The sequence below is a fragment of the Fimbriimonadia bacterium genome, assembly GCA_039961735.1.
GTDB lineage: Bacteria > Armatimonadota > Fimbriimonadia > Fimbriimonadales > JABRVX01 > JABRVX01.
In genome coordinates, this window is record JABRVX010000005.1 from 1 (window position 1) to 19,376 (window position 19,376).

A 19,376-nucleotide genomic window follows, 5' to 3' on the forward strand; every position below is an offset into this window, starting at 1 on the left:
ATGCTATTCTGCGCGCCGGACAGACAAGCGGCGGTTCGTAGTGCGTTGAGCGACATGCGCGAGTTGGAATTCTCGCTGGCACGGGACGGCAGCAAGATTATGCTGAACGGCCGCTGATGCGAGGTCTTATTCTTGCGGCAGGCTTGGGAACGCGACTTCGCCCCGTCACCAATCGGGTGCCGAAGCCGCTGCTTCCCATCGCGAACAAGCCTACCATTCACTACTCCATCGAAGCACTGTGGGACGCCGGCATCCGGGAGATCACCGTCGTCACGGGACACCACGCCGAGGTGCTGGAGGACGCGCTGTCACGGCTTAGCGGAGACCCAGTCCGGTTCGCCCGACAGCCCGAGCCGCGAGGACTTGCTCACGCCGTGCAGTGCGCCGAACAATCGCTGGGAGACGAGCCGTTCATGCTGCTGTTGGGAGATACGCTGCACGACCTTCCGCTAGCAGAGCTCCGTAGGCAGTTCGAGGACCTGCAAGCAGATTGTGTGTCAGTGGTGGCGCCCGTAGACAACCCGAAGCGCTACGGGATTGCGGTGGTGGAGGGCGAGCGCATCGTCCATCTAGAAGAGAAACCCTCCGACCCTCGCTCTAATCTGGCGATGGCCGGGGCTTACGTATTCGGACCGGCCATCTGGGACGTGCTCGTCGAACTGCGCCCTTCCGCGCGAGGCGAGATGGAGATCACGGATGCCATCCACGCGATGGTGGAGGCGGGCAGAGCAGTGTACGCATTCCGATTCGATGGGTGGTGGCAAGACACCGGAACTCTCGAGGGCATGCTCCTGGCCAACCGCTACTGGATGGAGAAGCAAGGTGTCCGAGATGCTCTACTCGGACCCGGTGCGCAGCTAGACTCATGTGAGGCGGCGGATTACTGCTCCATCGGCGAGCTAGCCGAGGCGCGAAATGGCACCCTGCGCAACTGCATACTACTCCCTGGCGTGCGCGTAGATCTGAACGGCGGCACGGCCGACTCGTGTCTGATCGGCAGCGACGCCACATTCCCTCGAGGCGGCTCGGTCTCACTCGAGGTGTTAGGCTAGCACCAGCTCTATCCCACCATTCACAGGGGGTAGGGCCTGGGGCACGCGCAGGTGATCAACGCGCGTTGAGCACATGAGTGAAGGGCTCCAATCACGCTGCAAAAGGCGTATGGAAGGCGCCGAAGCCTCCACCGCCGGCGGTGAAGGCTTCGGCGCTAAGAGCGAACGCCCCCGCCGGAGCGGGGGCGTAAGCCACGTTATCGGTTAGGGTGCGGACTAGTTGCCGCTCTGACCGAAGTTGATCAGGACCGTGTTGAGGTCGGCGATGTTGACGGTATTGTCGTAGTTGGCATCGCCAGCGCGCAGGTTGAACACACCGGTGGTGGTGAAGCCTACCGGGTCCGGAGTCACGCCAAACAGCGAGCGGCTCAGGTAACCGTTGAACGCCTCGACGCGGATGTCGAACGGGCCGGTGCTGCTGAAGGGCAGCGAGAACTCATTACCGTTCGGGCCGTACAGATACACGAGGTTGGTCTCGGCGAAGCCCGAGCTGTCCGTCACAGTCACGTAGCAGGTGTTCTGCGGGAAGGCAGGAACGCCACCAAGCAGGCCGAAGTCGCCCGCCAGCTCGCCGCGGAACGCATACTGGCCATTGAACGCGTACGAGAAGTTGGCGCGCGGGTTGCCGCCGAACCAGTAGCAGCCTGCCAGACCGAAGCTGTACATAACGTTGTCGCTGACGGAAGGCCCGTTCTGATACGCGTAGTTACCGCGGGTGTACTGCACGTAGCGGCCCAGCGGCACACCGTCGCCACCGTTCATCAGGATTGGACCGGTGGTGTTGCCGGCGCCGAACGTGTGATTGTAGTAGCCATGCTGTACCCAGATGCGGCCGGCCACAATCGTGGGAGAAGCGCTTACGTCGATCGTGACAATCCACGAGAAGCCGCTATCCTGCGGTAGCCCAGGGATGGTGTATGCAGCGAGAGCGAGGCCCCCGATGGCAGTGCAGCCCTGGTCGTAAATGTCCGAGTCGTCGTCCGCGGTGGCATCATAGATCAAAAGGTCCAGGTCCACCGTGTCGGCAGGGCCGGCACCCGAACCGTCGTAGTACCAAACCACGATCTCGTTGATCTGCGCTGGCGCAGGGATGCCGATGCTCTCTGACCAGCCGTCGGAAGCCGCAGCCGGGAAGTAGTAGCCGCTATCGCCCTCAGGGCCGGCGTTGATCACGGAGTAAAGCGGCAGGTTCGTGCTGCTCGCCTGCACGCCGACACCGCTATCCACGCGGCCGATGCCGTCTGGGCCCACGGTAACGTGAACGTGCTTGGTGGGAATGTTCTCGGGCATCTTGGTCGCGTTGATCACGCCATCAGCGAACGCCGCGGTGACGAGGCACGCGGCAGCGAGAAGCGTCAAGGAGCGAGTAACCATCTTTGTCCTTAGTCCTTTCTAGCCTCAAAACTAGTCGGTCTACTGAGAAAACCGCAATACATGATAGCACGACTCGGGCCAGTTGTCAAACCCAAATGTCCGTTTTTTGCGGAACTGGGAGAGAATCCGGGAGCGAAGCCGGGACTTTGCCGATTCTTATCTGCACAAAACTTCACCAGGTTCGCTATATGGCAACCGATAGCACAAGCGGGTTGATCCAAAACGAACGAACACGCGCATTCTTGCCGTGCGGCTATCTGGACAGCAGCATCCTCTCCCCCTCGATCCGCAGCGCGCCGACGCACATTCCCGTATGCGTAACACGGCGACTACTCACCTCGTCGGGCTGCCTACCCCCTACGAATACTTGAATTCCTCCCGCTTCGACCCAACGGCTACCAGTTTCGTCCACGCGCGACAACTCGCGAGGACCGAGTACGAACTCCACGCGGGCCTCGGCACCCGGCTTCAGATGAACGCGCCGGAAACCCGCCAGCGCTCGCAGCGGCTTGCGGCCGGTCGCCGCGGCGTGAGCGAGGTAGAGTTGAACGACCTCATCCCCGGCTCGGTCGCCTTCGTTTCGCACAGTAACGCGCACTCTTACCGGTTCGCCCGGTGTCGCGATTCCAGGATCGATGGAAAGGTCGCTGTAGGCGAACCGCGTGTAACTCAGCCCGAAGCCGAACGGGTAGAGCGGCTCACCCTCGAAATAGCGATACGTCCGGCCTTTCATCGAGTAGTCGTCGAAGGGCGGTAAGTCGGCGACCGATCGGTAGAAGGTGACGGGCAGGCGGCCGGCTGGGTTGTAGTCGCCGAAGATCACGTCGGCAATCGCCGCTCCGCCCTCCTCGCCGGGGTACCAGGCGCACAGCACGGCGCCGCAATGATCGTCCGCCCAGTTCAGCGCCACAGCAGAACCGGCGATGAGAACGACGACCACGGGGGTGCCTGTCGCATGCACCCCCTCCAGGAGACCTTGTTGTACTTTCGGGAGGTCGAGCGACGTGCGGTCGCCCCCGTAAAAACCCTCGATGTCCAGCCGAAGCTCCTCGCCCTCCAGTTCCGGTGACAGGCCGACGCAGACGATGGCAACGTCCGCTCGCTTGGCGGCGTCCACGGCCTCCGCCAGCAAGTTTTTGCTCGGGACCGCCCACAGCAGCTTCGCCGCCGCTTGGCCTTCGTGTTCGAAGTACTCTATTCGCAGGTCGTACTCCCGTCCGGCCTCTAGGTGGACTTTGCGGCGCGAGGTGGTCACCGAATGCTCCGTCCAGTCTTCCACCAGCAACTCGCGGTCCAAGAACATTCGGAATCCGTCGCCCGACGCAAAGGCGAGGTCATACTCGCCGCTCACCGGTGGCTTCAGCTTGCCGGTCCAGCGCACTGAGAAGTGATCTTTGGGGAGGGTGGAGTCCGGTGGGCGCGTCTCCCAGTCGAAGTTGACCGTCTCGTCCAGTCGTGTGAGGGCCGGCTCGCCCTGCAGGTCGCGGTTGGCGAAGTACTCTCCGAGCAGGCCGGTCTGGCCGGGCTGACCTCCGGCCGGAATCAGTGCCTCGGTCGGGACCGGTTCCAATTCCATGCCAGTCAACCTACAGCCCTTCGCGTAAAGTATCTTCGTATCGGCGGAAACCTTCGCGCAAATGCCGGCGAGGGGGGTGACCGGGTCCACCGGAGTTCCGCTGTAGTTGCCGAGCTGTGCGACGTCGGCGTTCGGTCCGATAACCGCGATGGTGCCAAGGCCCTTGCACAGGGGAAGCAAGCCGTCGTTCTTCAACAGCACGATCGACTCGCGGGCGGTGCGAAGCGCTTCCATTCGATGCTTCGGCGAGCAGACCACGCTCATCGGTATCTGGGCGTACGGCACTTTCTCATCGGGGTCGAACATGCCGAGGCGGAATCGGGCCGTCAACAGGCGGCGCAGGGCCACGTCCAACTCGGTCTCGGTGATCAAGCCCTGCTCCACCGCCCTGGTCAGCGCCGCATAGGTGCCGCCGCAGTTCAAGTCTGTGCCCGCCTTCACTGCCACCGCTGCAGCCTCCTCGGCGCTCTCGGTGAACTTGTGTCCGGTGAAGATGTCGTGGATGGCTCCGCAGTCCGAGACCACGTAGCCTTCGAAGCCCCAATCCTTGCGAAGCAATTCCATCAGATACCTGTTTGCGCTAGCGGGCTCGCCGTTGATGCTGTTGTAGGCGGACATGACCGAGTGTGCCTTGGCTTCGACCACGGTCTCTCGAAACGCGGGCAGATAGGTGTCGTGAAGGTCGTACTCGTCGGCGACGGCGTCGAACTCGTGGCGCAGGGGCTCTGGCCCACTGTGCACGGCGTAGTGCTTGGGCGTGGAAACCAGCTTCAGGTACTTCGGGTCGTTGCCCTGGAGACCGCGGACAAAGGCGGAAGCCAACTTGCCCGTGAGATAAGGGTCTTCGCCCCATGTCTCCTGGCCTCGTCCCCACCTCGGGTCGCGGAAGATGTTGATGTTGGGGCTCCAATAAGTGAGGCCGAAGAAGATGCCGCGGTTGTTGCGCTTGACGGCGTCGTGGTGCTTGGCGCGCGCCTCGTCCGAGATGGCTTCAGCTACCCGGAGGATGAGTGCCTCGTCCCATGTGGCGGCCATTCCGATGGCCTGCGGGAAGACCGTTGCGTTACCCGCCCAAGCGACGCCGTGGAGGCATTCGTTCCACCAGTTGTAGGCGGGCACTCCGAGGCGGGGGATCTCGGCGGCCTCGTGCATCATCTGCGAGACCTTCTCCTCCAAAGTCATCTGGCAGAGCAGGTCTTCGACGCGCTGGTCTATTGTGAGTGTGGGGTCCTGCCACCGGGCCATGAGGGGCTCCTCCTTTGCTCGGGCTCGGGTGCCGCCCGTGGTGACCGACGGGCGCTCGGACAGCTAGGTTCGGCGGTTCACGGTCCATCCCTGCGGCGTGCCGTTTTGCCGCATCGGACAATAGGAAGGCGGAGACACACGCGGCTCGAAGCAGACAGCTACCATCCGGACGCACGGCAACGACGCAAGCCGACTGTCGGGGGATGGTGCGGTGCAGGCTACAGATGGCCCGGCTAGGAGACGGGTGAGGGGCCGTTCTCGCGGAGGGAGCCGCGCTCCATCGCGGCCAGAACCTCGGCCTGGGCGGATGCAATCGTGGCCAACGCGACCGCCCGCTGAGCATCTCCCTCCACCGAATGAGATCCTGTCAGCTCCCGCATCGCATCCGCAGTGTACAGCGTGGAAGAGACCCTAACAAACTCGCTGCCATCCACACCCGAGGAGACGTGGCAGTCGTGCACCACCATTGTGCAATCGCTGGGCAGAGCGTGGCTGATTGCATCAGCAACCACCTGCGCCACCGTCTTCAGCGTGGAGGCGTGATCCGGAGGGCCGGATAGCGTGGCACTGAAAAGGCTTTCGCCCACTCGCAGCTCCACCGAAACCACGCTGTCGCCATCGCCCGCCACCACGCTCAGCGAACGAAGAGCGATAGGACCTACGTCACCGACGTCCACGGTGACCACGGCCTGTGCAGGGGGGGCGATCTGGGCCTCTTCCTTCTTGCGCTCCTTCATCTTCTGGCAGTTCTTGCTTGCCTGGTTGATCAACGCATCGAGCGTCGCGGCGTAGTGGATGTCCTCGCGCTCTCGGTCACGCTGTCCACCGAACGCACCCCACGATACGGTGATCGGGTCCTCGGAGCCGATGGGTCGGAGGCACGCTACCGCGTGCGCCAGGTCCGCGGCCAGGGCGTTCGCCGCTTCTGAGCGTCGCATGGTCGCGATCGCGAACTCGTCCCCTCCATATCGGCAAAGGAAGTCCATATGAGTGTCCACGCCGTCGCGCAGGGCACCCGCTACCTCCTGCAGCACCTGGTCGCCTATCAGGTGACCGAACAGTTTGTTGAACTGCCCGAAGTTGTCGAGGTCGAAGAACAGGATGGAAAGCTCCTTGCCAGTGCGGAACTTGGCGAGCGCCCAGTCCCGCAGACTGTCGGACCAAGGCAGACCAGTCAGTGGGTCCTCGGACCGCCCGACCTCGTTGAGCAGGTTCACCGCCCCGACCAAGCCGATGAGCGCGTCGTTGGAGACTACCGGCACCCTGCTCAGCTTCTGGTTCGTCAGCAACTCGGCCGCTTCGCGAACGGAGGCATCCGGCGGCAGATACGGAGCGTCCTTGCGCATCACGCGCAGCAGCGGCTCATCTGGGGGTGCGGTAATGAGGTCCTTCCAGTCTACGGTGCCGAGATACGCGCCGCCTTCGACGATGGCAACCAGTTCGACGGAAAGGCCCTTCATGATCGCGAGGGCCATTCGAACCGTATGGTCGGGGCACAGCCAAAGCGGTGCCTCCATCACGTCGGAAACCAGCTTCACGTCCGCAGGTCGTCTTTCAATAGCCGGCACAAGGGGTCGTCCCCTTTGCACGAGCGCGTATTCTGGCTTGTTCACTGCCGCTCCATGGCTGCCGCCTTCGGTTCCTTCCTCGGCACTTCATTATGCCCCACGTTCGGTAAGCCTGCCAGAGGGAAGTTGCAGGGCCTATGCCGGTTTTCAGCAGGGCAGGGAGGCGTCGCCTAGCAGTTCCGCGTCCAGCGCCGCAGTGAGGGCGCGCATCGTGGCCTTGACGGCGGGGTCGAGGTCGGCCACCGCCTCGATCTGCCGAGCGCCGTGGTGCACGCGCGAGCGGCTAACGCCGAGCCAGTTGGCTGCGATGGCCTCGGTCACGCCTGCGTACCGGGTCAGCAAGAATGCTGCCCAGTTCACCGCCTCCTCGCCGGCGATCCCGAACCTGGCCAGCACGGAGTCCACCGCCTCGGGAAGCTCGGCATAGGCGCCCCCGCACTCCAACGGGCCGAGCAGCCCGGCAACTCTCGCTGGGTTCAGTGCCGCCTGCCCGCCGTGGTCATGCAGGACGAGTAGCCTGTGGAGCGCTCCCTGCAGACCGTGCAGACCGTCGCGGACGCGTTCACCGATGAGGCGAACAGACTCACTGTTGAGTTGGAGCCCGCTCTGCTTGGCCATCTGCGACATCAGCAGCACGCGGTCCGCAAAATCCGGCTGATGCAGCACGGCATAGGTCCAGCCTTCCCCTCCGAGTCCGAAGCGCTCACGCTCTTTCGCTGTCGGAGGCTTCAGGCAACTCAGGATCACTTGCCCCCCTGCGTCCACCACTTGACGAACGGCATCGGCAAGCGCCTCGGCAGCAGAGCGCACACCAAGGATCGCGTGGACGTCGTCCACGATCAAGGCCCTCACGTTTCGAACGGGCTGCCGCTGAAGTAACCACTGGTCGGCTCGGTACATCCGTACCGATCTGCGGCGCGAGTGACTTACCAATGCAGCCTGAATCCCATGGAGCAACAGCGTTTTCCCGGAACCGTGCGGCCCGCAGACCAAAAGCCGAGCGTCATCCGTGTCCAAGAAGTGCTGGGCCGCAGCAAGAGCTTCGAGATTGCAGGGAGCCTTTGCGATGCCGCGTGCCCAATCGCCTAGCCGAAGTCCGGTATCCGCGGTTTGGGGCGAGACTAAGATGTCTGCCACCGCGTGACGGACACCGCCGAGACCGTTAGTACAACCAACCGCCTTCGTCGCATACTCGCAGTCCACAACTTCTCCCAATAATCACCAGAAATGGTGTAATAAGTGTAAGGCACTCGGCCCATTCTTGCCGTCACGGTGCACGGGGGTGCAGCCGCCACGTTTCAACAGTATGCTCAGTGTAGACAAGGCGAAGGCGATGAGTCAAGAGATCATCGAGTCCGAAAAAACCCGCTCTACGTTGAATATGAGCTGTTTCCTGCTGATTTCTCCGCTCGCCCGTTCACTGCGAATCGCAACAAGATTCTCGAAAAAGTGCCCGACGACCTCCAGACTGCCCAATGGTACTTTCGTTTTCCCTATGACGAAAAGGCTGATTATTAGCGGGGTGTTAGGGCCAACGTTGTACTCCGTTGCTCGCAGCATCGCCGCAACCGGCGGGCTGACGGCGCGCCCATTGTAACTGCCGTCTCACCGTGAACATCTCAATCTACCGATAGGGCGGGGTGTTGACTTCCAGACCGCTCCCTGTGTAGCCTTTAGGGTGTCGCCGAAAGGTGACATCGGCTCGAGTAGTGTTTGGTCGCCGGCAGAGGTCGGCGTACGATGAGTGGCATCGCGCAGGTGGGGCAAATGTCAAGCGGAAGCCCCATCCAAGAAAGGGCGTCGCGCTGTGCTCGGATGGGTGGAAACACCGGTCTGACAGAGCGCGAGCGCGGGCACGAAGTGCGGCTGTTACGCATCGCAGGCCTACTCGAGCCTATCTATTATCTCTTCCGGCGACTCTGGCAAGGGAAATCGGGTCACGGGTCGAACCCACTGATGGTCACGGCAAATGCAGCAAAGGGGATTGTACGACGTGCAGGCTAGCATCAAGGTTTTCGGTATCGGGGGCGGCGGGTGCAACGCGGTGGAGCGCATGATTGGCGCAGGAGTCGCCGGCGTGGAGTTCGTCGCTCTCAACACGGACGTTCAGACACTAGCCCGGTCCTCGGCTCCCACCCGGCTTGCGATTGGGCAGGACGTCACCAGAGGTCTCGGCACCGGAGGCAACCCGGAGATCGGACGAGAGGCGGCCGAGGCGGCCGAGCGAGAGATTCGGGCGTGTGTCGCAGGCGTGGACATGGCATTCGTCACCTGCGGCATGGGTGGAGGCACCGGCTCTGGAGCAGCACCCGTGGTGGCCCGAATCTGTCGCGAAGAGCGCGCGCTCACCGTTGCTGTCGTGACCAAGCCATTCACCTTCGAGGGACCGAAGCGATGCCGCAACGCCGAAGCAGCCGTAGCCGAACTGCGTGACTCCGTGGACACCATCATCTGCGTGCCCAACGACAGGCTGCTCGATGTCGTGTCGAAGACGACCACGCTCAACGAGGCGTTCGGCTGCGCGGACGACGTGCTGCGGCAAGCAGTGCAGAGCATCACGGACATCGTGCTGGTGCCAGGTGTTATCAACGTGGACTTCGCGGACGTGCGCTCTATCATGAGCGAGGCGGGCCCGGCAATGATGGGTATTGGCCACGGGCGAGGCGACAACAAGGCGATGGATGCAGCGTCCAGAGCGGTCTCCAGCCCGTTGCTGGAGCGCAGTATCGAAGGCGCTAGCAGGGTTCTCGTGAACCTGACCGGCGGCGAGGACCTAACGCTGGGAGAAGCCAACGATGCGATGTCGTACATCCAGGAGTTCGTAGACCCCGATGACGGCAACATCATCATGGGGCACGTGTGCGACCCGGCGATGGAAGGCCAAGCACGGGTCATCGTGCTGGCAGCAGGGCTTCCGAGACACGGCGAGAGAGACAGCGGCTACCGCCTCGAGCAGCACATCCGCCAGCCCCAAGCCGTGCCTACGCAGGCCGAGCCGCCGCGACCGCCTCATCAGTCTGCGGAGGAAGAGTCGATAGACATCCCTTCGTTCCTGCGCCGCTATCGTCAATAGCCGGAAGGGCGGATGGCCGAAGTCTCTGTTCGACGTCTCGTCCTCTGGCTCAGCCTCACGCCGCGCCTAGGCAAGAAGGGCATCGGGCGCATTTTGGACCGGCTCGCCTTGCAGGGGCTGAGCCCAGAGGAGTTCCTTCGCCTTCCGGCAGATAGAAAGCGCGAGGGGTTCGGACTGAGCGCTTCGGTGGCAACGGCGCTGAGCCGACCGGTCTCGGTTCTCGAGGAAGCGTTTGGGCCCACAGAGAAGAAACTGCGGGCGCTCGGCGTCGAATGGGTCACTCGGCACGACGCCTCCTACCCGGCTTGTGTCGCGGAGAGACACCCCGATCCGCCCACCGTGCTCTACCTGTACGGTAATCGCGCACTGCTCGAAAGGCCCACGCTCGCGGCGTTAGCGTCGCGGGACGCCACGACGGACGCGCTGCAGCGGCTGGAGCGGCTTGTAGAGAAGTGGGTGCTGAAGCCGGGAGTACTGGTGGCGGGGCACGACACGACTGCCTATCGCCGAGCCGCCGTCGTACCGCTCCGATGGGGAAGCCCACGCATCCTGGTGCTCGACTGCGGCATGTTCGATGCGCTCAGCGAGGAGCTGGACCGTGAGCCGTTCTCCACGGCGAGGCTGTGGCGATATCGGTTCGACCCACAGACCGACCTCGTCATCTCGGCACACCGACCTGCCGACCATCTGCTCGGCACCCACAACAAGGCACGCGACTGGCTGATCGCGGCAGTTGCGGAGGAGTTGGTCTTCGTCGAGGTGCGCGAAGGCGGGGTGATGCATGAGATCGGCCTGCACGCTGTTTCGCAAGGGCGCAAGGTTTCGGTCTGCGAGTGGCCGCAATACGACGGCACCAACTCGGGCAACCTGCGCCTGCTGGAAGCAGGGGCCAAAGCGGCACGCTACTGAGGTGCTTTCCGTCGGCACTTGCAGGGGACCCGTGGAACGGCGCAGAATAGAACCAATCCCATCAGCGAGTTTGAAGCGAGTGAGGAGTGAGCGAGATGCAGATCACATGCCCTAGAAAGGACCTTCTCGAAGCGGCACAGTTCGTCGGCCAGGGGGTTTCGGCACGCAGCACGCTGCCCATCCTGTCGAACGTATGGTTGGCTGCGGAAGACGACGGCATCGCTCTGATGTCCTCCGATCTGGAGATGTGGGTACGAAGGTCTCTGCCGTCGGTCCCAGGAGAGGTCGGTGCCACCACCGTCCCGGCGCGCATGTTCGCGGAGATTCTCTCCGCGCTCCCGGAAGGGGACGCGCAGATCACTATCGGAGAGCGAAACGAAATCGAGGTCCGATCCGGTACCGCGCGCTACACCCTGATGGGCCTTAGCGCCGAGGAGTTCCCACCTATGCCTGACTTCGCTCCAGAAACCAGGTTCAGCATTTCCCTCGGATTGCTGAAAGACATGTTCGATCAGGTGAGCATCGCGGTATCGAAGGACGAGGCCCGGCCCGCTCTGACCGGCGTCCTCTTCCAATGCGAGGGTGGCCAGATGCGGATGGTCGCGACGGACACTCACCGCCTCGCGATGCGCACCGCTCCCGCTCCTCCAGGAGCTTCTGGGGTGCCCGTTAGTTCCATTATTCCGCAGCGAGCGTTCGACACGATGCTCCACTCGGGAGCGGGACCGGATGCCGAGGTGCAGATCGCCATCGAAGGCAATCGGGTGCGCATGGAGGTCGGCAGGGACCAGCTCGTCGCAACCCTGATCCCCGGCGGCTTTCCCGCCTATGAGCGAGTTGTGCCGCAGGAGTGGAATCGCAGGTGGACGGTCCCCACCGAGGAGTTCGCCGCGGCCATTCGGCGTGCGGACATCGTGGCGAAGCAGGCTTCCCACCGCGTGGCTTTCCAGAGCGAGGGGCAGATGCTCACGCTCTCGGCACGTGCCGAGGGCTTCGGGACGGCCACAGAGCGACTTGAGATCGCGGCGGACGGAGGGGACGTACAGGTGGCCTTCAACGCTCGCTATATGCTGGACGTGCTGGGAGTGCTCGGCTCGGAGGGCGTGTGTGTAGAGATGACGGAACCGGTCCGTCCCGCAGTGCTCAAGCCCGCGGTGGATCAGCCCACCTTCCTCTACGTGATCATGCCGATGTCGGTGGGGTAGGGACATGTCGGACCTTTCGGATTAGCCCGACCGGTTCGTTCCATCACCGCCTGACACCGTACACGAAACCCGCCAACAGCACCAGAAGCAATGCGGCGAAGCCCAGCTTCACGCCACGAGGTAGCCCCGAGTGCGATACGTACGCTTCCAGGATAGCTGCTATCACCAGCAACAACAGCGCGAAGGCGATCATCCAGAAACAATCGGGGCCAGCCTCACGAAGCGCATCTGGTCGAGAGCGCTCTCCTGGCCGAAGCAGTGCGTCCGCCAGCACCAGCCCTCCTCCACCCGCTATCAGGATTGCCCCGAACTCGGGCACGCCGTGCGCCGCAATCCCGGCGAGCAGGTGGCCCAGGTGGCCGGCCCGACCTACCTCCACGATCACGACCCCCAGCACCATGCCGTTGATCGCCAGAAGATACGTGGTCAGCAAGCCGAAGGTTAGACCCGACGCGAGCATCAGGATAGCGACCCAGCTATTGTTCAGGTTTAGCGCCGCCATGAAACCGAACTGCTGGGAGCCCGTCGCCTCGGGGAATTCCCCGGTCTGCCATATCTCGATGGACTCCCGCAGCGCCCCCGGCACCATCACGTCCATCCAAGACGAGTCGGTACTCTGCGCGAGCGCCCCGACCACTGCTCCTAGCGCAGTGATCAGCGCCGCGACACCCACGTAGCTCATCCTCCGGCGAATGGCGAACGGCGCCGCATGGGCGAGTTCGCGCAGCACGGAGGCCGGACTCTTCCTCTCGGGAGCGTAGATCAGCGCGTGGCCGCGTGCCACGAGGTCGTTTAGGTAGTCGAGCACCCGCTCGTCGCTGAAGTTGCTCTGAGCGTAGGCGAGGTCGCCGCCAACGCGGCGATACAGAGTCTGCAGCTCGCTCAGATCGTCGTGGGTCATGGAGGCTCTCCGACCGGAGCGCACCCAATCCAATAGCTCGGAAAGCCTCTTCCAATCGGCCTCTCGCCGTGCCGAGAACTCGCGAGCGTCCGTTGTGCCTACTCCTTCGGAAGGTAAGTGTAGAGCCACACCCGATTCCCGGCAGGGTCCAAGAAGCAACAGACGCGTGCGCCCCAGGACGTATCGTGGGGTTCGTGTACTGGCACGCCCCCTCTGCCCTTGACCTCAGCGAACTCCGCGTCGCAATCGTCCACGCAAAACCACAGCGACACGGCCCCAGGGACCGGCTGCGGAGTGTGCCGGTTGAACCCGAAGTACATGTCTTCGTGCACGCAGCCCAAGTGCGTCTCTTCGTATTGCTTGGCCTGCGGCAAGCCAAGGACCTCGTGGTACCACGTGGCCAACCCGACGTGGTCCGCCGCATACAGCATGACGGCTCCCAGTTTCCCTTGCATCCTCACTCTCCCACCAACTGCAATCGATCGTTCCTTATAGTAGTCCAGACCCCTGGGCTCGATACGCCCGGGCCGCTCCGGAGCGCGCTCCTTCGTAGCAACCCCATTGTGGCAGAGCAGGCGTCCTGCGCGACTCAAACCGCCTCTCGCACGGGCGTCCCCAGCGTGCGGCTCTTCCGCGTGCACAGCCAGATACTGAACAGAATCAGCAGACCGCCTTGCCACGCCGCGGCCGCAAGCCGATCCGCATACACCAAGTACCCCAGCAGCGCTGCGGCAATTTGTTGGCAGTAGAGGGACACCCCCATCAACCCGACAGGCAGCCGCTCCATCACCCAGAACCACACTGCCCACAGAATGCTCGCAGAGAACACCGCCAGATACAGCAACTTCATCACATCCGACGCCGAAGGCATCGCCGTGAACATAGGCCGGCTCCAAAGAATGGTGAGCACCACGAACACCAGCGCGTTTCCCGTAAAGGACCAAACCGTGTAGCCGAGGCCCGACGAACGGCGGACCAACGGTTTCGCGAGTAGCGTCGCTGTCGTCTCGAGCACGAACCCACTCAGCACCAAGACGTTACCGCTCCGATTGGTACCACCCGTCTCGATCCACGCCCACTTGCCCGTTACCACCCCGTACACGCCAACGAAGCCGAGGAAGACACCGATCCACTGCCCGAGCGTCAGCCTCTCGCTAAGAAACACTGCTCCACCCAACGCCATGATGATGGGGCCGGACGCACCCAGCAACGTCGCCTCGGTACCCAGTGAGGTGTTCAAGCCCCAGAAGTACATCAGGTGCGCGGGCGCAACGAACGCAGCGCCGATGGCCATGCTCCAAAGACGCTCACCCCAACTCTTCGGCATGCGGATGTGCAGCATCTGGCGAAACCGAGGCGACGACACCACGAGCCAGAAGAACAACGCCGCATACCCGAAGCGGGCCAGCCCCACGCCGGTGTCCGACATCACCTCGCGCAGGTCTTTTAGGAAGAAGAACACCGGGGCCCAACAGACGTTCATCAGGCATAGAATCGCGAAATCCCGTCGCCAAGCCGGGCCCAAGTTCTCTCTCATCGGCGCACGAAGGGCAGATTGCACACCTGGCCCTCGACCCCTTCGGCTTGCACTTTCGTACCCGGCTCGGCCGCCTCGCGTCTCAACACGGCCAGCGATATCGGCACGCCAAGCGCGAAAGAGCGGCATGAACTCGTGATCGTTCCGACTTCCGTGCCACCCATCGATGCCCGTGCTCCTGGCGGCACGTCGGCCTCCCAGCGAACGCCGCACAACTGCCGATTGGTGTGTCCCCGCGAGTGGATGCGCGCGATCACTTCCTGACCCGTATAGCACCCCTTCGTATAGGAGATGTAGTCTCGCTCGAAATCGGTGCCCATCTCTTGCGGCAACGTGCGGGCATCCATCTCGGCTCCATAAAGCGGGATGCCGTCCTCGACGCGCCGGACGTGATGGGCGGTGTTCCCCACGGGCGATGCCCGCTCCACCAGCGACGCCAGATAGTCCTCCTCGCCCTCGTTAGGAACCAGCACGTCCAGCCCGTTGCCGCGCACAGCGTTCGTCGGTGCATACGGGCGGCCCTCGGCCCATGTCTCGTTTACCTCGGGTCCGATCAGCGAGAGCAGGGCGAAGCGCTCCGTGACGTCCTCGATCCTCACGTCCTCCGAGATCAGCATCCGCTCCAAGCGTTCGAGCAGGGCGGAGCGCTGCGAGCCGGACGCGAGCATCACGAAGCCGTCCTCCAACCGCCACAACGAGCAGTCCGCGACGATCTGCCCTGTTGGTGTGCATACGAGGCAAAACAGACTCCCGCCAGGTTGCAGATTGCGCATTTCGTTGCTCACTTGGCCCTGCAGCCAATCGGTGGCATCGCTGCCGGAAATGCGCAGCTTCGTTAGGTGAGAGCGGTCCACGAGGCCGGCGCCGTTTTCCATGGCTTCGTACTCACCGAAGGGGTCGCCGAAGTCGGCGATCTCCATGCCCTCCAAGCGGGCGCCACGTTGAAGCAGAAGAGCGTAGATGGGACTGGGAAGCAGCACGCCGGTAGGATACCGCCAACGGCGGTGCCAGAAAACCTGCTATCATGGGCGAGGAGGCATGTGTGGATAGGCCCGTTCCATTCAACTTCACGCGCACCGTGCGCACCGTGAGTTCCGAAAGCTACACGATTTTCGAGGACGATGAGCCGGTTGGCCAGGTGGACATCCACTTCGGACAGGGAACTGGCTACGCGACGCTGATCCTCACCCGCGTTCTCGGGGAGGACCGCATCTCGGAACTGGTCGCGACGATCGATGACCAATTGGTTTCGTGCGTGCTTCCCCCGTTCGACCGCCTCGATTTCGTGACTAGCGTCTATCACGGTACCGAGCTGGACCGCTACGGCGATCCCACTCCCGACGAAGACCTCGGCACCGACAACGGAAACTGACGACCAGCCGTATGGAAAGGAGGGTGCGAGATGTACGGTGAGACGAAACAGATCCAGATTGTCCTAAATACGCCGATCGGGCCGCTGACAGAGGCGCGCCGGCATCGGGTTGCGGAGTTCCTCGGCCCGGAGTACGTTCCACAGCCGACGCCTCTGCCCAATTCCATGCTGATGGTCAACCACGCCCACCGAAAGACCGTATTCGTGGCGGAGGCGCAGCTGAACGCGACGCACGATGGGGAGTCGCTGGAGTACGACGCCTCGAACTGGTTCCACTCGCTGGGAGGTCTGCGCGAGGCGCTGCTGCTGGACGATAGATTCCCTGCGATGGTGCAGATCGTCGCACACGTGGAGGCGGAGGGCTCGGCCACCGAGCAGTCCGTGCACTGCTTTTCGCCTCTGCCCGAAGACGACATGCGCGCGCGGTTCGACGGCCTGCGTGGCGTCGGGCTCCGCATCAACTTCGAGCGCCCGCCGTACATCTGCGACCTGAACGTGGAGCCCTACTTCCAGAACGCCACGCGCTTCTTCCTGAAGCTATCGGCCTCCGGACAGGCTCCCGTTTCGCTGGAGCTGCTGGTAGAGGACGTCGCGCAGTTTCACCGCGTGGTGAACGACGACGCTGTCCGCTTCCTCGAAGCCACCCTGGCGGACTGACCTGCCCGGTGCCCTATGGGGGTACCGAATGCCTCGGTATTGCGGTGGCGCGGGCAGGGGAGCCCGCGAGCTGCGCAGACCCGAGCCGAACGGTGGGGCGCGTCACTTGCCCACTGCGCCTCCGGGCTTCAGGGTGATCTTGGGAAGGTCGCCGTGCTTGGAGAACTCCACCTTCACCCCCAGGGCCTTTTCGGCGAATGAGGAGATAGGGACCAGGACGATCTCCCCTACCGTCTCGGCCGGGTGATCGAGTGCCACCTGCTGGCCCTCCACTGTGACGGTGGCGTCGCCGCGCGTCACACGTAGCTTCTTGCCCAGCATGGTCACCTCGTGGTAGTTAGGCCGCGGGCCGTGGAACGTGGCACCTGCAAGGTGGGGGTCTATCGAGCCCTTCGGGTCGAGCAGCTTCACCGCGTGCTTCAGGTGAACGAGGTACTCCTTCTCGCCGAGTCGCTTCGCAGGGATGCCGCGGGGGAGGCCGTTGGAGTCGATGAACACCAGCGTGGTGCCCTGCTCGCCCCAAGACTCCTGCAGCCGCTTCACCGCCCACGCCCACTCGACACCTTGCTCCTCCGTCGTCACGCCGTCACGCGTGCCTCTTGACGACAGGAATGGGATCACTGGCACCGGCTCGGGCTTGCCGGCAAGCACGGCATCGATCTTCCGTGATAGCACCTTTGCAACGTGTAGTGCGATCACCACCTCTTGGTCCGTGTCGCCGGATACGGACGCATAGACGTCCACCAACACAGTGCCCTTGACGAATACGATCCTAGCGCCACTATGCCAAACCCGATCACCCAGGTTGCCGTATTCCGTCGCCTGCCCCGTCACCTCGGGTATCGTCACAGCAGTGTCCAGTTTCATTCGTGCGCCCTCGAGAGCTTGCTCCACCGAGTCGCAGAAGCCAGCACTGAGGTTGACGCTCACGCCAGCCGTAGGCCGGGCCCCAGCGTACGGTTGCGCCCAGCACGCCCAGTAACCCGAAGCAGTCATGCCGAACGAGCTTAGCACCGCGGGTAGCGGCAGCTCGGACTCACCGACTATCAGGTGTCGTGCGCGAGCTTGCCCGGCATCCGGAACCACTGCATCTGAGCCCTGCCAGTATGCCAGCGACACACGTGTGCACCACGCCACCACCACGCTGACAAGAAGCCATCCAACTACAGCGCACAATATCCTCTTTGCTACGCGCAGCATCCTAATCCACCTCGGATGGAAGGTTGACCCGGTTGTCCGTGTTGCCGAGTCTGAACGAATCGAGCGGATACCACGTACCAGCGCGGTAGAGATCCACGTAGTATGGGTCGGCCAGGCCCTCATCAGTGGGCACTCTGGGCGTAGCGCGATTCAGCCGAATGCACGGATCAAAGACACTGGCCGACCATCCGATCATGTGGAAGTTCCACGCATCGTATGGACCACCGCCCTGCCAATCGGGACTCCCGACGGGATCCAGTTCGTTGTACCAGAACGGCCCGATAATGTAGCGGCCGTCCGTGGCTAAGCCCACGGCATGGCAGAGCTTCTGCCACCAAAGGGCCATGTCGCGGCAGTCAGCCCAATCATTGGCCGCCTCTCCGATCAACGCCCAGAGGCGGAAACGAGTGCTCGTGTATGGAGGACCCGATGTCGGCCAAAGGACGTAGTGGGATCGGGAACCATCATAGTTCTTACCCCCATCCCAGTATGCGCGTTCCGCTAGTCGTTTCATCGCATCCCGTTCTTGTGTGGAGTCGTAGCCGCCGAGCGGCATCCACATGCACGCATCGAGCAGCACCTCGTACCAGCAGGATCTCGGATTGTTAGGGGGTCCCCACGGCTGGACGGGACCGCGGAAAGTGAGGAATACCCACGGGTGGAAAACCTCCCGGGTACCCGCACACGCCCAGTCGCTCTGCTCGGAGCGCCGCACGTAGAACTTGTACTCCTGGCTGATGGAATACGCACGCCTCACCTTCGGACGGGCAGTTATCTGGTGCGGCACTGCCAAAGGCACGGTCCCCGACCCGTCCCATATCGCTGGCCCTTCCACATGATCGTCGCTCCACGTGTTGACGACGACATACCGCACATGTACGCTCCCCGTAACCGACTGGTCGGGAGAGATGACGCGGACACTGCAGGTCATTGGCTCACTGATGGTGTAGGCAAAGGGCTCCGTGTTGGTGGGGGTCCAGTGAGGTGGGAGGATTGCTCGATCACCCGATGACGGAGGCAGTGGGTTCCTTCGCCACAGGTCGTGGTCGTGCTGCCACTCGATCCAGTCGGTGTCCAACTGCGGCTTCACGTACACGTCCCGCTCCACGTACGCGATGTTGTGGCACGCGGAGTTGTCGCACGCCTCGATCTTGATCCGATGCGTGCCGGGCTGCGTGCCCGACACGTCCCAGACGAACTTCCAGTAGTCGCTTTCCTGGGCCATGTTCCCCTTGTACACAGTATCAACGTAGAACTTCACCCACAACACTCCCGACGGGTCGGTGATGTAGGCCTTCACGAAGACCGAATCACAGTCGTAAGGGTCCATGTCGTCCTGGTCGCCCATTCCGCCGACGTACTCATTGTCCACCGCCGGCTTCACCAGGTTGATGTTCGGCGGTGAGCAGTCCGAAGATACCTCGATCTGGAGGTCAACCAGCAGGCGGGGCGAATCCGGGTCGATGTCCTGCGCGAAGTTCCCCTTGTCCCAGACCCACGCTCGGACCGTGAACGTTCCGCACGACGCGTACGTGTGGTACACGTTGCCGATGATTGTCCTGCGTGGGGTCGAAACGTTGTCGCCGTAGTTCTGGCCAGAAAGGTCTCCTGGGAACTCCCGTCTCCCCAATCCCACCTCACGTTGATGTCGTCGTAAAGAGCGTCGGGGTCGTCCCCGCAGTAATCCGGGTCCGTGGTCGTTACCCA

General features: G+C 63.0%; 16 protein-coding genes. 6 read left to right on the top strand and 10 right to left on the bottom strand.

Annotated features, from left to right (window positions below; genetic code table 11):
• Positions 1 to 116: 116 nt before the first annotated feature.
• Positions 117 to 1,052: an NTP transferase domain-containing protein gene (locus HRF45_02055; protein ID MEP0765313.1), complete on the top strand. Its 936-nt coding sequence runs from the start codon at positions 117 to 119 to the stop codon at positions 1,050 to 1,052.
• Between the two features lie 216 nt (positions 1,053 to 1,268).
• Here the strand turns inward: HRF45_02055 and HRF45_02060 are convergent, their stop codons facing one another.
• The 4 genes from HRF45_02060 to HRF45_02075 form a co-directional block, all read right to left on the bottom strand.
• The gene (locus tag HRF45_02060) at positions 1,269 to 2,426 is read right to left on the bottom strand and encodes a hypothetical protein (GenBank protein ID MEP0765314.1); all 1,158 of its coding nucleotides are present in this window, start codon (positions 2,424 to 2,426) and stop codon (positions 1,269 to 1,271) included.
• A 253-nt stretch (positions 2,427 to 2,679) separates the two neighbouring features.
• Positions 2,680 to 5,247 carry a glycoside hydrolase family 3 C-terminal domain-containing protein gene (locus HRF45_02065; protein ID MEP0765315.1) on the bottom strand — a complete coding sequence of 856 codons (2,568 nt, stop codon included), beginning with the start codon at positions 5,245 to 5,247 and terminating at the stop codon, positions 2,680 to 2,682.
• 233 nt (positions 5,248 to 5,480) lie between these two features.
• Complete coding sequence (locus HRF45_02070) at positions 5,481 to 6,785, bottom strand: GGDEF domain-containing protein (protein ID MEP0765316.1); 1,305 nt, start codon at positions 6,783 to 6,785, stop codon at positions 5,481 to 5,483.
• Between the two features lie 177 nt (positions 6,786 to 6,962).
• The gene (locus HRF45_02075; GenBank protein ID MEP0765317.1) at positions 6,963 to 8,018 is read right to left on the bottom strand and encodes a hypothetical protein; all 1,056 of its coding nucleotides are present in this window, start codon (positions 8,016 to 8,018) and stop codon (positions 6,963 to 6,965) included.
• A 766-nt stretch (positions 8,019 to 8,784) separates the two neighbouring features.
• Here HRF45_02075 and ftsZ point away from each other — a divergent pair.
• The 3 genes from ftsZ to dnaN all read left to right on the top strand — a co-directional run bounded on the left by ftsZ (position 8,785) and on the right by dnaN (position 12,002).
• Positions 8,785 to 9,888: a cell division protein FtsZ gene (ftsZ, locus tag HRF45_02080; GenBank protein MEP0765318.1), complete on the top strand. Its 1,104-nt coding sequence runs from the start codon at positions 8,785 to 8,787 to the stop codon at positions 9,886 to 9,888.
• Positions 9,889 to 9,900: 12 nt separating this feature from the next.
• Positions 9,901 to 10,797 (top strand): DNA-processing protein DprA, encoded by an 897-nt coding sequence (locus HRF45_02085; GenBank protein ID MEP0765319.1) that lies wholly within the window; start codon positions 9,901 to 9,903, stop codon positions 10,795 to 10,797.
• A 95-nt stretch (positions 10,798 to 10,892) separates the two neighbouring features.
• Entirely contained in the window at positions 10,893 to 12,002 is a 1,110-nt protein-coding gene (dnaN, locus tag HRF45_02090) for a DNA polymerase III subunit beta (GenBank protein MEP0765320.1), read from the top strand.
• Between the two features lie 43 nt (positions 12,003 to 12,045).
• Here the strand turns inward: dnaN and HRF45_02095 are convergent, their stop codons facing one another.
• From HRF45_02095 to HRF45_02110, 4 genes are all read right to left on the bottom strand, one after another.
• The gene (locus HRF45_02095; GenBank protein ID MEP0765321.1) at positions 12,046 to 12,903 is read right to left on the bottom strand and encodes a stage II sporulation protein M; all 858 of its coding nucleotides are present in this window, start codon (positions 12,901 to 12,903) and stop codon (positions 12,046 to 12,048) included.
• Between the two features lie 98 nt (positions 12,904 to 13,001).
• Entirely contained in the window at positions 13,002 to 13,358 is a 357-nt protein-coding gene (locus tag HRF45_02100) for a VOC family protein (GenBank protein MEP0765322.1), read from the bottom strand.
• 134 nt (positions 13,359 to 13,492) lie between these two features.
• Positions 13,493 to 14,386 carry a DMT family transporter gene (locus tag HRF45_02105; protein ID MEP0765323.1) on the bottom strand — a complete coding sequence of 298 codons (894 nt, stop codon included), beginning with the start codon at positions 14,384 to 14,386 and terminating at the stop codon, positions 13,493 to 13,495.
• Between the two features lie 50 nt (positions 14,387 to 14,436).
• Positions 14,437 to 15,420, bottom strand: coding sequence for an aminomethyl transferase family protein (locus tag HRF45_02110; protein ID MEP0765324.1), 984 nt, complete (start codon positions 15,418 to 15,420; stop codon positions 14,437 to 14,439).
• Positions 15,421 to 15,482: 62 nt separating this feature from the next.
• Between HRF45_02110 and HRF45_02115 the strand changes: the two genes are divergently transcribed.
• Entirely contained in the window at positions 15,483 to 15,812 is a 330-nt protein-coding gene (locus HRF45_02115) for a hypothetical protein (GenBank protein ID MEP0765325.1), read from the top strand.
• A gap of 30 nt (positions 15,813 to 15,842) precedes the next feature.
• Positions 15,843 to 16,469: a hypothetical protein gene (locus tag HRF45_02120; protein MEP0765326.1), complete on the top strand. Its 627-nt coding sequence runs from the start codon at positions 15,843 to 15,845 to the stop codon at positions 16,467 to 16,469.
• Between the two features lie 102 nt (positions 16,470 to 16,571).
• On the opposite strand, the gene HRF45_02125 is transcribed toward HRF45_02120, so the two are convergent.
• Positions 16,572 to 17,669 (bottom strand): hypothetical protein, encoded by a 1,098-nt coding sequence (locus HRF45_02125; GenBank protein MEP0765327.1) that lies wholly within the window; start codon positions 17,667 to 17,669, stop codon positions 16,572 to 16,574.
• Position 17,670: 1 nt separating this feature from the next.
• Positions 17,671 to 19,299, bottom strand: a complete 1,629-nt coding sequence (locus HRF45_02130) for an Ig-like domain-containing protein (protein ID MEP0765328.1) — start codon at positions 19,297 to 19,299, stop codon at positions 17,671 to 17,673.
• Between the last annotated feature and the right edge of the window lie 77 nt (positions 19,300 to 19,376).